The organism is Acidovorax soli (genome assembly GCF_014207955.1).
In the GTDB taxonomy this organism is placed as follows: domain Bacteria; phylum Pseudomonadota; class Gammaproteobacteria; order Burkholderiales; family Burkholderiaceae_C; genus Acidovorax; species Acidovorax soli_A.
This window is the reverse complement of record NZ_JACHLK010000001.1, coordinates 322783-339012: the sequence shown is the minus strand read 5'-3', so window position 1 is coordinate 339012 and position 16230 is coordinate 322783. Positions and strand designations below refer to the sequence as shown.

At 69.4% G+C, this 16230-nt stretch carries 14 protein-coding genes; 8 read left to right on the top strand and 6 right to left on the bottom strand.

All coding sequences use genetic code 11. The annotated features are described in order from the left end of the window. Positions 1-24: 24 nt before the first annotated feature. The gene (locus HNP48_RS01565; protein ID WP_184855089.1) at positions 25-2382 is read right to left on the bottom strand and encodes a right-handed parallel beta-helix repeat-containing protein; all 2358 of its coding nucleotides are present in this window, start codon (positions 2380-2382) and stop codon (positions 25-27) included. A 225-nt stretch (positions 2383-2607) separates the two neighbouring features. Here HNP48_RS01565 and HNP48_RS01560 point away from each other — a divergent pair, with 225 nt between their 5' ends. Continuing rightward, entirely contained in the window at positions 2608-4680 is a 2073-nt protein-coding gene (locus HNP48_RS01560; RefSeq protein WP_184855088.1) for an acetoacetate--CoA ligase, read from the top strand. Between the two features lie 112 nt (positions 4681-4792). On the opposite strand, the gene HNP48_RS01555 is transcribed toward HNP48_RS01560, so the two are convergent. After that, positions 4793-5806, bottom strand: a complete 1014-nt coding sequence (locus HNP48_RS01555) for a tripartite tricarboxylate transporter substrate binding protein (protein WP_184855087.1) — start codon at positions 5804-5806, stop codon at positions 4793-4795. A 46-nt stretch (positions 5807-5852) separates the two neighbouring features. Then, entirely contained in the window at positions 5853-7790 is a 1938-nt protein-coding gene (locus HNP48_RS01550) for an acyl-CoA synthetase (protein ID WP_184855086.1), read from the bottom strand. A gap of 339 nt (positions 7791-8129) precedes the next feature. Here HNP48_RS01550 and pssA point away from each other — a divergent pair, with 339 nt between their 5' ends. Both pssA and HNP48_RS01540 read left to right on the top strand, forming a co-directional pair. Then, positions 8130-8759 (top strand): CDP-diacylglycerol--serine O-phosphatidyltransferase, encoded by a 630-nt coding sequence (gene pssA / locus HNP48_RS01545; protein WP_184855085.1) that lies wholly within the window; start codon positions 8130-8132, stop codon positions 8757-8759. Continuing rightward, the gene (locus HNP48_RS01540; RefSeq protein WP_184855084.1) at positions 8759-9121 is read left to right on the top strand and encodes a hypothetical protein; all 363 of its coding nucleotides are present in this window, start codon (positions 8759-8761) and stop codon (positions 9119-9121) included. Before pssA ends, HNP48_RS01540 begins: the two co-directional genes overlap by 1 nt. Positions 9122-9124: 3 nt before the next feature. Here the strand turns inward: HNP48_RS01540 and HNP48_RS01535 are convergent, their stop codons facing one another. After that, a complete protein-coding gene (locus HNP48_RS01535) occupies positions 9125-10048 on the bottom strand; it encodes a DMT family transporter (RefSeq protein WP_184855083.1) in 924 nt (307 codons plus the stop codon). A gap of 141 nt (positions 10049-10189) precedes the next feature. On the opposite strand from HNP48_RS01535, the gene minC reads away from it, so the two are divergent. The 5 genes from minC (at position 10190) to yccS (ending at position 14982) form a co-directional block, all read left to right on the top strand. Then, positions 10190-11023 carry a septum site-determining protein MinC gene (minC, locus tag HNP48_RS01530; RefSeq protein WP_184855082.1) on the top strand — a complete coding sequence of 278 codons (834 nt, stop codon included), beginning with the start codon at positions 10190-10192 and terminating at the stop codon, positions 11021-11023. 3 nt (positions 11024-11026) lie between these two features. After that, positions 11027-11842, top strand: coding sequence for a septum site-determining protein MinD (gene minD, locus HNP48_RS01525; RefSeq protein WP_184855081.1), 816 nt, complete (start codon positions 11027-11029; stop codon positions 11840-11842). Positions 11843-11845: 3 nt separating this feature from the next. Continuing rightward, positions 11846-12112 carry a cell division topological specificity factor MinE gene (gene minE / locus HNP48_RS01520; protein WP_184855080.1) on the top strand — a complete coding sequence of 89 codons (267 nt, stop codon included), beginning with the start codon at positions 11846-11848 and terminating at the stop codon, positions 12110-12112. A 172-nt stretch (positions 12113-12284) separates the two neighbouring features. After that, a complete protein-coding gene (locus tag HNP48_RS01515) occupies positions 12285-12677 on the top strand; it encodes a VOC family protein (RefSeq protein ID WP_184855079.1) in 393 nt (130 codons plus the stop codon). Positions 12678-12768: 91 nt separating this feature from the next. Continuing rightward, positions 12769-14982, top strand: a complete 2214-nt coding sequence (yccS, locus tag HNP48_RS01510; protein WP_184855078.1) for a YccS family putative transporter — start codon at positions 12769-12771, stop codon at positions 14980-14982. On the opposite strand, the gene HNP48_RS01505 is transcribed toward yccS, so the two are convergent. Both HNP48_RS01505 and HNP48_RS01500 read right to left on the bottom strand, forming a co-directional pair. Continuing rightward, positions 14979-15566 carry an MOSC domain-containing protein gene (locus HNP48_RS01505; protein WP_184855077.1) on the bottom strand — a complete coding sequence of 196 codons (588 nt, stop codon included), beginning with the start codon at positions 15564-15566 and terminating at the stop codon, positions 14979-14981. The two genes, yccS and HNP48_RS01505, sit on opposite strands and share 4 nt — an antisense overlap. Then, complete coding sequence (locus HNP48_RS01500; protein WP_184855076.1) at positions 15563-16084, bottom strand: flavin reductase family protein; 522 nt, start codon at positions 16082-16084, stop codon at positions 15563-15565. Before HNP48_RS01500 ends, HNP48_RS01505 begins: the two co-directional genes overlap by 4 nt. Positions 16085-16230: the final 146 nt, after the last annotated feature.

Genomic DNA, 16230 nt, shown 5'->3' with positions numbered 1-16230 from the left:
TGCCAGGCAGCGGTCGGCAAGCGGTCAATACTGGTGCCCGCGCTGGGTGCGCCGGGCGTCCCCGGCGGGCAGCCCGGTGGTCGGCCCCGACCCCGTGAGCGCGCTGCTGGCGCCCACGCTGCTGCCCGAGGCCGCGGTGTCCTGCCCATAGGTGCCCTGCCATACGGGCCAGGCCATGTCGTTGCCGGTACATTCGCTGTCCTTGAAGGCCAGCGCGTGGCTGCTCTCGATCAGGTTGGCGCGGGCCGTGAGCTGCGAGGCCAGGCCGGCGGGGCGGCTTTGGCACGACAGGCCGCCATAGGGTGCCGTGCTGCCGCTGCTGAGGATGTTGTGGCTGATGCGCGTGCCCGCGCTCGTGGGGTTGAACGGCCCCCAGCTCAGGGCAATGCGCTGGTTCACCAGCGTGTTGTGGTGCACGTCGTGGTCACGCATGAAGCAGGTGCTCTGGAAGCACTGGGTTCCGAGCAGGATGCCGGCATTCACCAGCAGGTTGTGGTGGATGTGAATGCCCACCGAATTGGCCTGTGCCGATACCTGGATGCCCGAGGTGGTGCGGTTGGCGGCCGAGAACTCGATGTAGTTCTCGCGGTAGGTGTTGTTCTGCGAATTGTCCTTGTCATGGAAGCCGCCGTTGACCTTGCCCAGGCGCAGCTGGTTGTTCTCGACGAGCGACTCGCCAGCATCGAAGAAGGTGGTGGCGTAGCCGGCACCCACGTAGCTGCCGAAATCGCTGTCCTGCACCAGGAACTGGTGGCGCCAGGCCGGGCCCGTGTCGCCCCAGCCATGGATGAAGGCAGGGTTCTCGCTCAGCGTGGGGCCTTCTTCGCCGTTGACGAAGCGCACGTTGCGCACCACCAGCCCGGCCTTGCTCGGGTCGCTCACGATGCCGTATTGCTTGACGTTGGCGATGTCCACGCCCTCGATGCGCGGTGCCGGCGCAGTCGAGGAAGCCACGGAAATGTTGTCGACCTTGTTCATGTCCAGCGTGGCCACCTCATCGGGGTAGGCCAGGATCTGCTTGGCCTTGCTGTCCAGAATACGCAGGCTGCCGCTCAGGTAGGTGCCCTGGCGCAGCACGATGGCCTGGTTCGCGGTGCTGCGCGCCAGGGCGTAGGCCACCGTCCGGTAGGGCAGGGCGCGCGTGCCCCGGCCACTGGCGTCCTGCCCGTCGGGCGCGACGAACACGAAGCGCGCCGCGGCCACGTCGATGGTGAAGCTGCGCACCACGGTCTGGGGCGGGCTGCCACTGTCGCGGATCTCCAGCGTGACGGTGTAGCTGCCCTCGGTGGCCGGTGTGAAGCGCACCGTGCCGCGCCGGAAGTCGAGCGACAGATCGGCACTGTTTTGTGCCACGCCGTTGCGTGTGAAGCCCTGCAGCCGGTATTCGTAGGGAAAGCGGCCGCCCACCACGCCGGGCCGGCTCTCGTAGGCGATGCCGGGGTAGGCCAGCTCGCGCAGCGCAAAGCCCACGGCCAGCGGCTTGCGCGGCTCGGTATCGGGCATGGTGAGCGAGGCCGTGGCGGTGTGCACGCAGCGCACGAAGACCGGTGCGCCATCGGCAGGCACCGTGGCCGGCGCGGACTCCGATACGGCGCAGTGCTGTCCCTCGGGCTGGGCCGCGATGCGCAAGTCCAGCGGGGCGCCTGCAGCGGCCTGGGGCGCGAAGCGGTAGGGTTCGTTCAAGGTGGCGTTCAGCGTGGCCGTGCCGTGGCCGAGCTGCAGCGTGCGGCCCAGGCCCAGCCCCTGTACGCGCACGTTCAGGGGGAGCAGACTCCCGGCCGGCGCGGGTATGGGCGCCGTGCCACCACCGCCCGTGCCGGGCGCGGCGGTATCGCACTGGTCGCGCAGGGGCTCATCACCCGCGATCTGCCCCAGCACGCCGAAGCGCTGGCGCGCCAGCAGGTCGGCAAAGCTCTGGGACCCGCTGGCGCCGTAGCCCACGAACACCGTGAGCCCGGGCAGCGCTGCGGCGGAGCGCAGGCCGGGTTCGGCGACCGCCACCTCCAGGGTGTTCACGCCGGCACCCTGGCTGCGCTGGGGGTGGCGCACCGCGCTGCCGGCCACGGGCACCACGCCGATCGAGGGCGGCAGCACCACCCACTGCCCCTGGCCGTTCTGGAAGGCCCATTGCCCCTGGTAGTGGGCGCCCTTGTAGATGTCGAAGAGCCCGTCGGGGCTTTCGGTGCTGAAATCCAGCTGGGCCCGGCCGATGAAGCCCCGGTCCTTGTGGAAGCAGGTGCTGGCCCCCGACACGGCGGGCGGCAGTGGCGTGAGCGCCTGGGCACTGCCAGCGCAGGCCAGGCCGAGCCAGGCCGCGATGGCCCAGGGCGTGCGTTGCGGCAGGCGCGCGGCGGCGCGCCCCGCGGTGCGGGTGTTCTTCATCTCCATTCCCCCCTCGCTATTGCGGATGCATTTGTTGTGGCGTCCCGGATCCCGCCCGGGCGAAGCGCAGTATTCGCCAGCAGTTGTCGTACCTCGCAAGGGTTTTCCCGAAAAAGTGTGACCGTCTGTTGTGCCGGTCGGAGGCCTGCCATGCCCCTGTCGGGTGTCAATCCGGGGACGGTGCCCCATGGCAGGTCTGCGCCCGCGCTGGTACGCTGCGTCGCCATGGAGACAAGCAACAACACCCCCCCATTCGTTCCCCAGATCCGCCTGTACCAGAACTGGCTGCGCGAGCAGCGCGGCCTGGCGTTTGACAGCTACGACGCGCTGTGGCGCTGGTCCACGACCGAGCTCGATGCCTTCTGGCACAGCGTCTGGGATTACTTCGAGATCGAGTCGCCCACGCCCCCCGCCGTGGCGCTGGCCAAAAACACCATGCCGGGGGCGCAATGGTTCCCGGGCGTGCAGCTCAACTATGCGCGCCAGGCGCTGCGCCATGTGCAGGCGGCCCATGCCGCCGGCCTGCCGGCCGTCATCAGCCGCAATGAAAAAGGCCAGCACCGCGAGCTGGTCTGGCCCGAGCTGCGCCGCCAGGTGGCCTCGCTGGCGCTGCACCTGAAAGCCCAGGGCGTGCAGCCCGGTGACCGCGTGGCCGCCTACCTGCCCAACATCCCCGAGGCCATGGTGGCCCTGCTGGCCACGGTGAGCATCGGCGCGGTGTGGAGCATCTGCGCGCCCGACATGGGCACCAACGCTGTGCTCGACCGCTTTCGCCAGATCGAGCCCACGGTGCTCATTGGCGTCGACGGCATCACCTATGGCGGGCGCGACCACGACCGCACCGGCGTGCTCACCGAGCTGCGCGCAGCCCTGCCCAGCGTGCGGCATGCCATCCTGGTGCCCAACCTCGACGCTGCGGCCACGCTGCCCGGCTGGTCGGACTGGACCGCCGACGTCGCGGCCAGTGGGCCGGTGGTGGATGCCTTCGAGCCCGCCTGGATGCCCTTCGACCACCCGCTGTGGATCGTCTACTCCAGCGGCACCACCGGCCTGCCCAAGCCCATCGTGCACGGCCATGGCGGCATGGTGCTGGTGGCGCTGCAGCTCAAGGTGCTGCACAACGACATCGGCTGCAGTTACGAGGCCAACAGCTTCGGCGAGCGCTACCACTGGTACAGCTCCACCGGCTGGGTGATGTGGAACGCCCAGGCCAGCGGCCTGCTCTCGGGCACCACCTGCGTGATCTACGACGGCAACCCCGGTGGCAGCAAGGACCGGCCCGACTGGGGCACCCTGTGGCGCTTCGCGGCCGAGACGGGCGTCACCTTCTTCGGTGCGGGCGCGGCCTTCTTTGCCAACTGCATGAAGTCGGGGCTGGACCTGGCCGCCTGCGGCGACCTGTCGCGCGTGCGCGCCCTGGGCACCACGGGCTCGCCGCTCTCGCCCGAGGTGCAGGCCTGGGGCACGGCCCAGTTCCAGCGCGTCGGCACGCCGGACATCTGGTGGAACAACATCTCGGGCGGCACGGACTTCTGCGGCGCCTTCATCGGCGGCCACCGCGAGATGGCCCAGGTGCCCGGCGAGATGCAGTGCCGCATGCTGGGCGCGGCCGTGGAAGCCTGGAACGCCCAGGGCGAGCCCGTGAAGGACGAGGTGGGCGAGCTGGTGTGCTCGCAACCCATCCCCTCCATGCCCCTGTACCTGTGGAATGATCCCAATGGCGAGCGCTACCTGTCGAGCTACTTCGACATGTACCCGCCCGGACATGGCCGTCGCCCCGGCGGCGGCGATGCCGGCCCCGAGGCCGGCGCCGTCTGGCGCCATGGCGACTGGCTCAAGATCGACGGGCGCACGGGCGGCTGCATCATCTATGGCCGCTCGGACGCCACCATCAACCGCCACGGCCTGCGCATGGGCACGAGCGAGATCTACAGCGCCGTCGAGGCCCTGCCCGAAGTGCTCGACAGCATGGTCGTCGACCTCGAATACCTGGGCCGCGAAAGCTACATGCCGTTGTTCGTGGTGCTGCGCGAGGGCGCGGTGCTCGACGAGGCCACGCGCCAGCGCTTGAACGGCGCCGTGCGCACCGCGCTGAGCCCGCGCTTCGTGCCCGACGACATCTTCCAGGTGCCCGAGATCCCGCGCACCCTGAGCGGCAAGAAGCAGGAACTGCCCATCAAGAAACTCCTGCTGGGCCAGCCCATCGAGAAGGTCGTCAACAAGGACGCGATGGCCAACCCGGGTTGCCTGGACTGGTATGTGGCGTTCGCCAACCAACGGGCCGCGGGTGCGACTTAGGTAAGGCGGCCTCTGGGTAGGCACGGCGCAGGCCAGTGCCCCCGTGCAAGGGCCGCCCCGCCGCACCGGGGGCGTCCCCCTTCAGGGGGAAGCTGCGAAGCGGCTCAGGGGGTCAATCTAGCTTCGCTCCGGACTGCTTGATGAGGCGCTCCCACACCGGCCGCTCCTTCATGTAGGCGGCCTTGAACTCGGCCGGCGAGGAGTTGGTCTTGGCGTCGAAGCCCATGCCTGCAATGCGCTGGGCCACGTCGGGCAACTGCACGGCCTTGCGCACCTCGCCGGCCAGGCGCTCCAGAATGGCCGGCGGCGTGCCCGCCGGCGCGGCAAAGGCCAGCCAGCCGGCCACGCGGTAGGCCTCGTCGGTCATGCCCTGCTCGGCCAGGGTGGGCACGTTGGGCAGGATGCCCATGCGCCGCTCGCCGGTCACCCCCAGCGCCTTGAGCTTGCCGGCGTCGATGTGCGCCTTGGCGACCAGCGCGCTGGCATAGGCCATCTGGATCTGGCCGCCGATCAGGTCCTGCACCATGGGGGCCTCACCGCGGTAGGCCACGTGGCTCATGTCGGCGTTCTGTGTGAGGCTCATGTAGGCGCCGGCCAGGTGCGGGTAGGCCCCCGTGCCGTAGGAGCCATAGGCCACCTTGCCCTTGTGGGCGGCGGCGTACTTGAGCAGCTCGGGGCCGGTGGCCACGGGCACGCTGGGGTGGGCCACCAGCACCAGCGGGGCGATGGCGATCTGGTAGACCAGGGCCAGGTCGCGCTGCGGGTCGTAGGGCAGCTTCTCGTAGAGGAACTGGTTGGTCAGCAGCGAATTGCTCAGGCCCAGCACGATGGTGTAGCCATCGGGCGCGGCCTTGGCCACCGCATCGGTGCCAATGATGCCGGCCGCACCGGGTTTGTTGTCGATCACCAGGGGCTGGCCCAGGCCGGCCGCCATCTTCTCGGCCAGCACACGGGCCAGCACATCGGTGGCGCCGCCGGGTGCAAAGGGCACGACCACCTTGATCGGCTTGTTGGGGTAGTTGGCCGCTTGCTGGGCCAGTGCACCGGTGCCGGTGAGGGCCGCGATGGTGGCGAGCGCGGCGGCACCGAGCCAGGTGCGGCGTGCAAGGGTCTGGAAAGTTCGCATGGTTGGTTTGTCTCCTGGAATCGTTATGGGTCTTGGGGAAAAAGGCTCAGGTGCCGGGCGGGGACAGCACCACCTGCACCTTGATGGGCAGGGGGTCCAGCACCTGGCGCAGGCGGTCCGCGAGGGCCGCGTCGCCGCCTTCGACGAGCACGCGCACGGCGCTTTCACCCTCGGCCTGCACGGCGGGGCGGGCAGCCAGGTCCAGGTCGGCGCACGCACCGTCCACCAGCGCCTGCACGGTCTGGCAGGCGGCCTGCAGGCGCAGGGCAGGTTTGTAGATCTTGCCGACATTGGTCACGGGCATGGTTTCCAGCACGGTGAGGCGGCGCGGCCGGGCCACGGCCTCGTCCACGCCCGCGCAGGCAAAGTCCAGCAGCTCGGCCTCGCTGGCCTGGGCGCCGGGCAGCAGCGTGGCGAAGACGACCGGCAGCTCGCCCGCATAGGCATCGGGTGCGCCCACGGCGGCGGCCAGCTGCACGGCGGGGTGGGCGCCCAGGGCGTCCTCAATCACCTTGGGGTCGATGTTGTGGCCGCTGCGGATGATGAGGTCCTTGGAGCGCCCGCTCAGATGCAACCGGCCCTGGTCATCGATGAAGCCCAGGTCACCCGTGGCCAGCCAGCCATCGGGCGTGAACGCCTTGGCCGTGTCGGCGGGATCGAGAAAGCCCGAGAACAGGTTGGGCGAGTGGAACAGCACCATGCCCGGCTGGCCGGGCGGCATCTCCCGGTCCGAGGCATTGCCGTGCGCGTCGAGCGCGACGATGCGCAGCCGCGCGTGGGGCAGGCGCCAGCCCACGCAGCCCGCGGGCGCGCTCACGCCGGGCGGCGTGATGGTGGAAATACCGGCCATCTCCGTCATGCCCAGGCTTTCGTGCACGTGCAGGCCAAACAGGCGTTCGAAGCGTGCCGCCAGTTCGGGCGCGAGGATGGCGGCGCCCGTGCGGCAGTAGCGCAGGGTCGAGATGTCGGCACCGTCCAGCGGCACATTGGCCAGCGCGGCCAGCACCGTGGGCACGGCCGACAGGTAGGTGCAGCGGTAGCGCTCGGCCAGGCGCCAGTAGTTGGCCAGCACCTGGCGGTTGCGGAACAGCCCGGTGGTCGGGATGATGGTCTCTACCCCGGCCGACAGTGCCGCCAGCGCGCCGGGCAGCACGCCCGCCACGTGGAACAGGGGGTAGCCGTTGATGCCCGCATCCTCGGGCCGCATGCCCTGCATCTGCACGCAGGCCCAGGCCGTGAACACCTGGGCGCCATGGCTGTGCCGCGCGAGTTTGGGCGCCCCCGTGGTGCCGCCGGTGTGGAAGTAGGCCGCGATGTCGCTGGCCGCGATGCGCCGGCCGCTCACCAGCCGGTCGTCGGGCTGGGCCATCCGGCGGGCAAAGTCGATCACCCCGTCGGGCAGGGGCCCGGCCGCGCCGGGCGCCTCGCCATGCGGTGCCACGCGCAGCACGGTGTGCAGGCCGGGCACGGCGTTGCGCAGGCCCATGGCCTTGGTCCAGAAGCCCGAGTCGCCATCCTCGCCATAGGCGATCAGCACCTTGGCGCCGGCCAGGGCCAGCATGGAGGCCAGCTTTTCGGGCGTGAGCAGCGGGTTGAGCGGTTGCACGATGCCGGCCGCCTCGCCACCCCACAGGGCCAGGTGGTATTCCAGGCAGCCGGGCAGCAGCACGGCCACGGCGTCTTGCGGCCCCACGCCCAGGCTGTGCAGCAGGTTGGCCGTCTGGTGGATGCCGGCCAGCAACTGGGCGTACGACCAGCGCACGGGCTCGTCCGCCGGGTCGGCCGTGGGCAGAAAGCTCAGCGCCGTCTTGTCGCCAAAGGCATGGGCCGAGTTGCGGAAGATCTCGTAGGTGCTCTGCACCGGCAGCGCCTGGGCCAGGGGAACGGCCTCCAGGCGTTCTACGTCTTGCAAGCTGCGTATGGGAAATGCCGGAGAAAAAGGGGCCGACAGGGGCGGGTGCGTGGAGCCGATGGCGGCTGTCATGGTGTGGTCGCCTCCATGCCCGCGGCGGCTGCGGGGGTGGGGCAGGGCTGCTGTGCGCTCCTGGCGGTGTGCATGGTCTTGTCTCCTGGCAAATCGGCTCCATCCTGACAAACAGGCCGTTGTCTGGCCATTGTTGGTGCGCGTGGATTTTTTGACAATTGCCCAAAACCATGGACACACTGTTCAAGAATGTTGACGACTGCAGGTGGTTCTGCCGGGCTGCGCCCGCCGCTGACGCCCCCCTTGGCCGCGCGGGCCATGGACCTACAGGGGGGGTGTGCGCTGCCGCCCATAATGTGGCGTCACCACTTTCCATGGCGCGACCGGAGCGCCCCTGACATGACCACCCCCCAACCCCATCCCAAGCGCTTTTCGATGATCCGCGAGTTCCACCTGGCCGACTGGTTCACGCTGGGCAATGCGGTGTGTGGCGTGGGCGCGCTGTTCTCCGCCATGACCTACCTGGGTACGCGCGAGGTGCTGCACATCTACTTCGCGGCGGCGCTGGTGCTGGCGGCGCTGATCTTCGACGTGCTCGACGGGCGCATCGCGCGCTGGCGCCAGAAGAGTTCGGCCATGGGGCGCGAGCTCGATTCGCTGGCCGACGTGATCTCGTTCGGCGTGGCGCCCGCCATCATCGCCTATGGCTGCGGCATGCAGGGCCTGTACGACCGCGTGGTGCTGGCCTACTTCGTGGCCTGCGGCGTCTCGCGCCTGGCGCGCTACAACGTCACGGCCGAATCGCTCTCGGGCGACGATGGCAAGGTGAAATACTTCGAGGGCACGCCCATCCCCACCTCCATCGTGCTCGTGGGCCTGCTGGCCCTGGCCGCGTACATGGGCGCCCTGGGCGAGAACCTGTGGTTCGGCAAGGTGCTGATCGGCGGTTTCACGCTGCACCCGCTGGTGCTGTTGTTTGCTGCGTCCGGTTCCCTCATGATCAGCCGCATCCGCATACCGAAATTCTGATGGCGAAGCCCCCGCGGCAGGACGAACCACCCGCCGGTCCAGACTCCAAGGCCTGGGCATCGAGTTTGCGCTGGGCCTTGTACCTGGTGGTCGTTGCAGTGGTCGCCGCCAGCGCAGGCAGGCTGCGCATTCCTGCGGGCCGATACCGTACCCTGGTGGTGCTGAGCGGCGGCCCCTTGCTGCTCATGCTGGGCGCGCTGGCGTGCGGGGTCGTGGCCCTGTTGTCCGTGGCGGTGCAAAACCTGTTTCGCAACGCGAATGGCCGGGAGTACGAAGCCTTTCGGTGGCTGACCTTGTGGCTGGGCGGTGCGTTCGCCGTTTCCTCGCTGATCGCGCACCTCTACCTGGGCGTGCGGGGGTAAGGGTTACGCAGCGGCCGGCTTGCGATTGACCAGCACAATCCCCACCGCCACCAGCCCCAGGGCCACCACCAGGCCGGGCGTCACGGGCTCGCCCAGCCACAGGGCGCCGAACAGCAGGGCGAAGACCGGGGTCAGGAACACGAACACAGAGATGCGCGTGGCCGGGTAGTGGGCCAGCATCCACATCCAGGCCAGGTAGCTCACGAAGGCGCCTACCAGGGCCTGCACCAGCAGCGAGCCCCAGGCAAAGGCGCTGAACTGCCAGCCCCAGGGCTCGCCCAGCGCCAGGGACAGGAAGGGCAGCACGGCGGCGCTCACGCCCACCTGGTAGAACAGCTGCTTGGCCGGTGCCACACGTGCCAGCGGCGTGGTGCGGATGACCACGGTGGTGAGCGCCCACATCAGTCCGGCCCCCATGCCCAGCAGGTCGCCCAGCCAGGCCCGGGGCATGGCGGCATTGGCCGGGCCGGCCATGCCGTCGCCCAGGGCCAGCCCCACCCCCACGAAGGCAGCAGCCAGGCCCAGCCACTGCCAGCCGCGCAGCCGCTCGCTCGGGATGAAGTGCGGCAGCAGCAGTGCCACCCAGAACGGCGCGCCGTAGAGGAACACCGTGAGCCGCGAGGCGCTGGTGTACTGCAGGCCCACATAGATGCAGGCGAACTCGCCCGCGAACAGGGCGCCGGCCAGCAGGCCACCGCGCAATGCCCCCTGGGGCTCGCTGCGGCTGGACAGGGGCACGTCGCGCCAGCGGCACCAGGCGGCCACGGCCAGGGCCGCCAGCACGAAGCGCACGGAGGCCTGGAACACCGGGGCCACCTCACCCACCGTGGCCTTGACCAGCACCTGCTGGAAGCCCCAGAACATGCAGCAGGTGAGCAGCAGGCCGACGGCCAGGGAATCGAGGTGGGTTTTGCGGGCGATGGACATGGCGGCCGATTATGGGAGGCGCTCGTCCAGTGTGCTGGCACCGGCCGGACACCCCGAAACAGGGCCCCTGCGGGCCCACGGTACACTTTGCGCATGGCGCCTGGGCTTTCCAGGCGCTTCCAATCAACCAAACCCGTTGACATGGCCTTTTCCACGGCGGCCCAGGTCCGCACCCGCTTCGATCTCAAGAGCGCAAGCTTGCCTGTGGTGGCGGTGTTGCTCAAGACCACCGATGCGGCCCAGTTCGCTGCCGAACTGGCCGAACGGGTCGCCGACGCCCCCGGCTTCTTCGACAACGACCCCGTGCTGATCGATCTGGCGCTGGTGCGCGAGGCCGAGGAGTCCATCGATTTCGCGGCCATCGTCGCCGTGCTGCGCGAGCACCGCACCCTGCCCGTGGCGGTGCGCGGCGGCAACCCGGCCCAAATGGAGGCTGCGCACGCAGCGGGCCTCAGCCTGGCGCCCGACGCGCCGCCCCCCCGTGCCGAAGCCCCGCCCGCGCAAGAAGAACCACCAGAACCGGCGGCCGAAACGTCCGTGCAGGTGCAGGAAGTCATCCGAGAGGTGGTGCACGAGGTCGAGGTGGTGCGCGAAGTGCCCGTGGCCGGCCCCGGCACCCTGGTGGTCGACAAGCCGCTGCGCTCGGGCCAGCAGGTCTACGCGCGCGGCGCCGATCTGGTGGTGCTGGCCATGGTCAGCTTCGGCGCCGAGGTCATTGCCGATGGCAACATCCATGTCTATGCCCCGCTGCGCGGGCGCGCCATTGCCGGCGCGCGCGGCAACACCGAGGCACGCATCTTTTCCACCTGCATGGAGCCGCAGCTGGTGTCCATTGCAGGCATCTACCGCACGACGGAGACCGCCCTGCCCGACGAGGTCGCGGGCAGGCCGGCCCAGGTGCGCCTGGAAGGCGAGAAGCTCTTCATCGAGCCGCTGCGCAATCCCGTACGTATCAACCCCAGAGAGATCCAATAATCCATGGCCAAAATCGTCGTCGTGACCTCCGGCAAGGGGGGAGTGGGCAAGACCACCACCAGCGCCAGCTTCGCCACCGGCCTCGCCCTGCGCGGCCACAAGACCGCCGTGATCGACTTCGACGTCGGCCTGCGCAACCTGGACCTCATCATGGGTTGCGAACGCCGTGTGGTGTACGACCTCATCAACGTGATCCAGGGCGAGGCCAACCTGAACCAGGCCCTCATCAAGGACAAGCAGTGCGAGAACCTGTTCGTGCTGGCCGCCAGCCAGACGCGCGACAAGGACGCCCTCAAGCAGGACGGCGTGGAGAAGATCCTCAAGGACCTGGCCGAGATGGGCTTCGAGTACATCGTCTGCGACTCGCCCGCCGGCATCGAAAGCGGCGCGCTCATGGCCATGCATTTCGCCGATGAGGCCCTGCTGGTCACCAACCCCGAGGTTTCCTCGGTGCGCGATTCCGACCGCATCCTGGGCATGCTGGGCAGCAAGACCAAGCGTGCCATCGAGGGGGGCGAGCCGATCAAGGAGCACCTGCTCATCACGCGCTACAACCCCAGCCGGGTCGAGGACGGCCAGATGCTCTCGCTGGAGGACATCCAGGACATCCTGCGCATCAAGCTGATCGGCGTGATCCCCGAGTCCGAGGTGGTGCTGCAATCGTCCAACCAGGGCACACCGGCCATCCATGCCCAGGGCACGGATGTCTCGGAAGCCTACAAGGACGTGGTCGACCGTTTCCTCGGGGCGGAAAAGCCCCTGCGTTTCATCGAAGCCGAAAAGCCCGGCTTCTTCAAACGCCTGTTCGGGAGCAAATAAGCCATGGCATCGTTTCTCTCCTTCCTGCTCGGCGAAAAGAAGAAGACCGCCAGCGTTGCCAAGGAACGCCTGCAGATCATCCTGGCGCACGAACGCAACGGCCGTAACGCCTCCGAACCCGACTACCTGCCCGCGCTGCAGCGCGAACTGGTGTCGGTGATCTCCAAGTACGTGAAGATCAACCCCGAAGACCTCAAGGTGCACCTGGAACGCCAGGACAACCTGGAGGTGCTCGAGGTCAAGATCGAGCTGCCCGATACGGTGAGGTAAACCACCCCCTGAGTCGCTGCGCGCCTTCACCCCTCTCTCGACTCGCTGCGCGAGTCGGGAGGGGGACGCCCCCGGTGCGGCGGGGCGTCCCTTGCACGGGGGCACTGGCCTGGGCCGTGCCAGTCGCATAGATCGTGCGCAAGGCATTGATGTCCCTGGAGGTTGCCAGATCATGCTGTCCCATGTCCATGTCGGCGTGAACGACTTCGAGCGCGCCCTGGCGTTCTATGGCCCGGTGTTGGAACGCCTGGGCCTGGCCCAGCGTTTCTGCGAGCCGGCCGTGCCCTGGGCCGGCTGGCAGGTGCCGGGCGTGGCGCGCCCGCTGTTCCTCATTGGCCGCCCCTTTGACGGCCAGGCCGCCAGCCCCGGCAATGGCGCCATGAACGCGCTGCTGGCCGCCGACCGCGCCACCGTGGACGCAGTCCATGCCCTGGCGCTGCGCCACGGCGGCACCTGCGACGGCCCGCCGGGCCTGCGCCCGCAGTACCACGCGAACTACTACGGGGCGTATGTGCGCGACCCGGACGGCAACAAGCTGTGCGTGTGCTGCCATGGGCCGGCATAGGCGCACCTGGCGGGCGCTGAGGGAGCCCATCCGGCTTTCTGGCCGATTTTTTGCTTAGTATTAAGGGTAATCCCTAGTACAAGGCAAACCCGTGGACGAATCCTGGCGGCTCAATTGGCAACGTGCGCGCAACCATGAGGGCTTCACGCGCGGGGCGCGGGCGTTTCTGGCGCTGGCCTGCGTGCTGGCCTTTGGCTGGCAAGCCGGCTGGCAGACCGAGCTGATGCCGGTGCTGCTGGGTGTGATTGCCAGCGCATTGAGTGAAACCGACGACAGCTGGCGCGGCCGGCTGCGCGCGCAGCTGCTGGCCCTGGGCTGTTTCGGCATGGCGGGCCTGGCCGTGTGGGCCACGGTGGAGTCGCCCTGGGTGCTGATGGCGGTGATGGCCGTGGCCGCCTTCGCCTTCAGCCTGCTGGGGGCGCTGGGCGAGCGCTACCGCGCCATCGCCTTCGGTTCGCTGATCCTGTGCATCTATGCCGCACTCGCGGCCCATGCCAGCCAGGCCCAGGCGGCGCAGACCACGCCTTTGCTGTTGGCGGGGGCTGCCTGGTACGGGCTGGTCTCGGTGGCCTGGGCCTGGGCCATGCCGCAACCGCCGGTGCGTTTTCGGCTGGCGCGGCTGTACGCGGTGCTGGGCGAGTACCTGCGCCTGAAGGCCCTGCTGCTGGAACCCGTGCGCGACGTGGACCTGGAGCGCCGGCGCATGGCATTGGCGCTGCACAACGGGCGCGTGGTCGATGCGCTCAATGCCGCCAAGGAAAGCCTCATGAGCCGCATGGGCCGCAGCACGCCGCCCGCCTGGCTGCAGGCCGGCATGCAGCAGTACCTGGCGGCGCAGGATGTGCACGAGCGCGCGAGCTCTTCGCACGAACACTACGACCTGCTGGCCACGGCGTTTTTCCACAGCGATGCGCTCTACCGCTGCCAGCGCGTGCTCACGCTGCTGGGCGAGCAGGCACTGCGGCTGTCGCTGGCCATCCAGCAGCAGACGCCACCGCAGCACGCAGGCATGACCTCGCGCGCGATCGAAGACCTGCAGGCCGCCATGGCGCACCAGGACGGCATTGCGGCCGAACTCGGTGGCACGCAGTCGGCCGCCGCCTCCATGGCCCGGCCGCTGCGCTCGCTGCATGCGCTGGGCGACAACCTGGCGGCCATGGCCGGGGTGCTGGCAGGCGCCCTGGGCGGCCCGGCCGGGGGCGCGGACACGGCGCTGTTCGACCGCGAACCGCGCAGCCTGGGCGATGCCTGGCGCCGGGTGCGCGCGCAGCTGCATTCCCAGTCGCCCTGGCTGCGCCATGGCGTGCGGCTCGCCCTGTCGCTGCTGGCGGGCTTTGCCCTCATGCAGGCCACAGAGGACCCGCATGGCTACTGGATCCTGCTGACCATCGTGTTCGTGAGCCAGCCGCAGTACGCGGCCACGCAGGCGCGGCTGCTGCAGCGTGCCCAGGGCACGGCCATCGGCCTGGCCCTGGGCTGGGCGGCGATCCAGCTGTTTCCGGGTGCGCTGGTGCAGGCCGCGCTGCTGGTGCTCGGCGGCGCGGTGTTCTTCGGCGCGCGCCACACCCGCTATGTGCTGGCCACGGCGGCGGTCACCACCTTGCTGCTGCTGGGCTTCCACCAGATGGGCACATCCCAGGGTGTGATCCTGGCACGCCTGCTGGACACCGCTGCCGGCTGCCTGATCGCGGCGGCGGCCTCCTGGCTGGTGCTGCCGCACTGGCAGTCGCGCCAGTGGCCACGGCTGGCGGCCCAGGTGCTGCAGACCCAGGCCCTGTACCTGCGCGCCATCCTGGCGCAGTACCACAGCGGCAAAAGCGACCACCTTGACTACCGCCTGGCGCGGCGCAATGCCCACAATGCCGATGCCGCGCTGTCCCACTCCTACAGCGCCATGCTCAAGGAGCCGCGCGGCGTGCGCGGCAATGTGGAGGCGGTGGCCAACTTCCTGCGCCTGTCGCACACCCAGCTCAACTACCTGTCGGCCCTGGGTGCGCAGCGCCGCGAGGGAGCAGAGCCTGTGGACGAGGCCGCGCAGGCCATGGCCGGCACACTGCTGGCATCGCTGCAGCAACTGGCCGAGCAGCTCGGACAGGCCCAGCAGCAGGCGGGCAAGCCATTCATCCCGGTGCCGGCCGTGGCCCAGGTGCTGCAGGAATTCGGTGCCGCGGCGTCTGTGCCAGCCAGCCCCGCTCCCAGCCTCATGGCCGCGCAGCTGGCTTTGGTGGGCAAGGTGTTCCCGCAACTGCAGGAGCAGGCGCGGCAATGGTCAGCGCCGCAACCCGGGCCCGCCGCCCGGTCCTAACGCGAGTGCTTGGCGAACTTGGCTGCAAAGGCCTGGGCAATGCTCAGCGAGCGGCGTCCCGGCACCAGGGTCGCCTGCTGGCCCGCGGCGATGCTGCCGGGCCGGTCCACGGCGAGGTAGTAGCCGCAGCAGCCTGCCAGTGCCATGGTGCGGCCGGCCTGGGCAAAGCCCATCACGGCATTGAACTTGAAGCAGGGCTCGCGCGGTGCCGTCACGCGCAGCACGCAGTCGGGGAAGTGCAGCTCGTCGCCGATAAAGACCTCGTCTTCCAGTGGCCCGTCCACGGTGAGGTTCTCGCCGAGGAAGCCCGGTGGCAATGCTTCGTCGAACAGACTCACGCCGCGCTCGCGTCGCTCAGCCTGCCAGAAAGGGTAGTGGGCGGCCGGGTAGGCGTAGACGGCCTTGTCCAGGCCACCGTGGACGCTGAGGTCGGCCTGCTCGTCCCCGGCCAGGCCCAGCCGTCCCACGGCCACCGGTCCTTCGACCGGTGCCTTGCCGATGGCGCTGAGCACGCTGCGCCCGCTCACCTGGAGGCGCCGCGCGCTGCCGGTGTTCACATGGCGCGCCAGCACGCCCGGCGTCACAGCGGGTGCTCGGTATAGAAGCGACCGCCGTGGTAGAGCAGGGGCGGCACGCCGGCGCGGTGGCTGCAGTGCTCGACCTCGCCCACGAAGATCAGGTGGTCGCCCTCTTCGTAGCGGCTGCGGTTGAAGCATTCGAAGGTCGCAGCCGCGCCGTCGAGCACGGGTGCGCCGTTGGTGCCGGGGTGGTGGACCACGCCGGCCCAGCGGTCGATGCCGCGCGTGGCGAAACGCTCGGCCAGCGCCTTCTGGTCGGCCGCCAGCACGTTGATGGCGTAGTGCGCGCCATTGGCAAAGGTGGGCATGGTGCTGGCGCCGCGCGACAGGCTCCACAGCACCAGCGGCGGGGCCAGCGAGACGGAGTTGAACGAACTGGCGGTCAGACCCACCAGGCTGCCGTCCTCGTTGCGCGCGGTGACGATGGTGACACCGGTGGCAAACATGCCCAGCGCATCGCGGAACTCGCGGGCGGAGAAGCTCGGGGGCCGGGCAAGGGCAGGGCGGGGCAGGGGGCGGTTCACGAACAGACGGGCGCAGCGCGCCGAAATGGAGGCAGGCAGCCATTATGGTCTGCGTGCTACAGCCATGCTGTCGCCGTGGGTGGTCTTGGGTGGTGCGTGGAGGTCCCGGACGCTGTCCAGGGTTAAAAATGCGTCGGCTATCATGG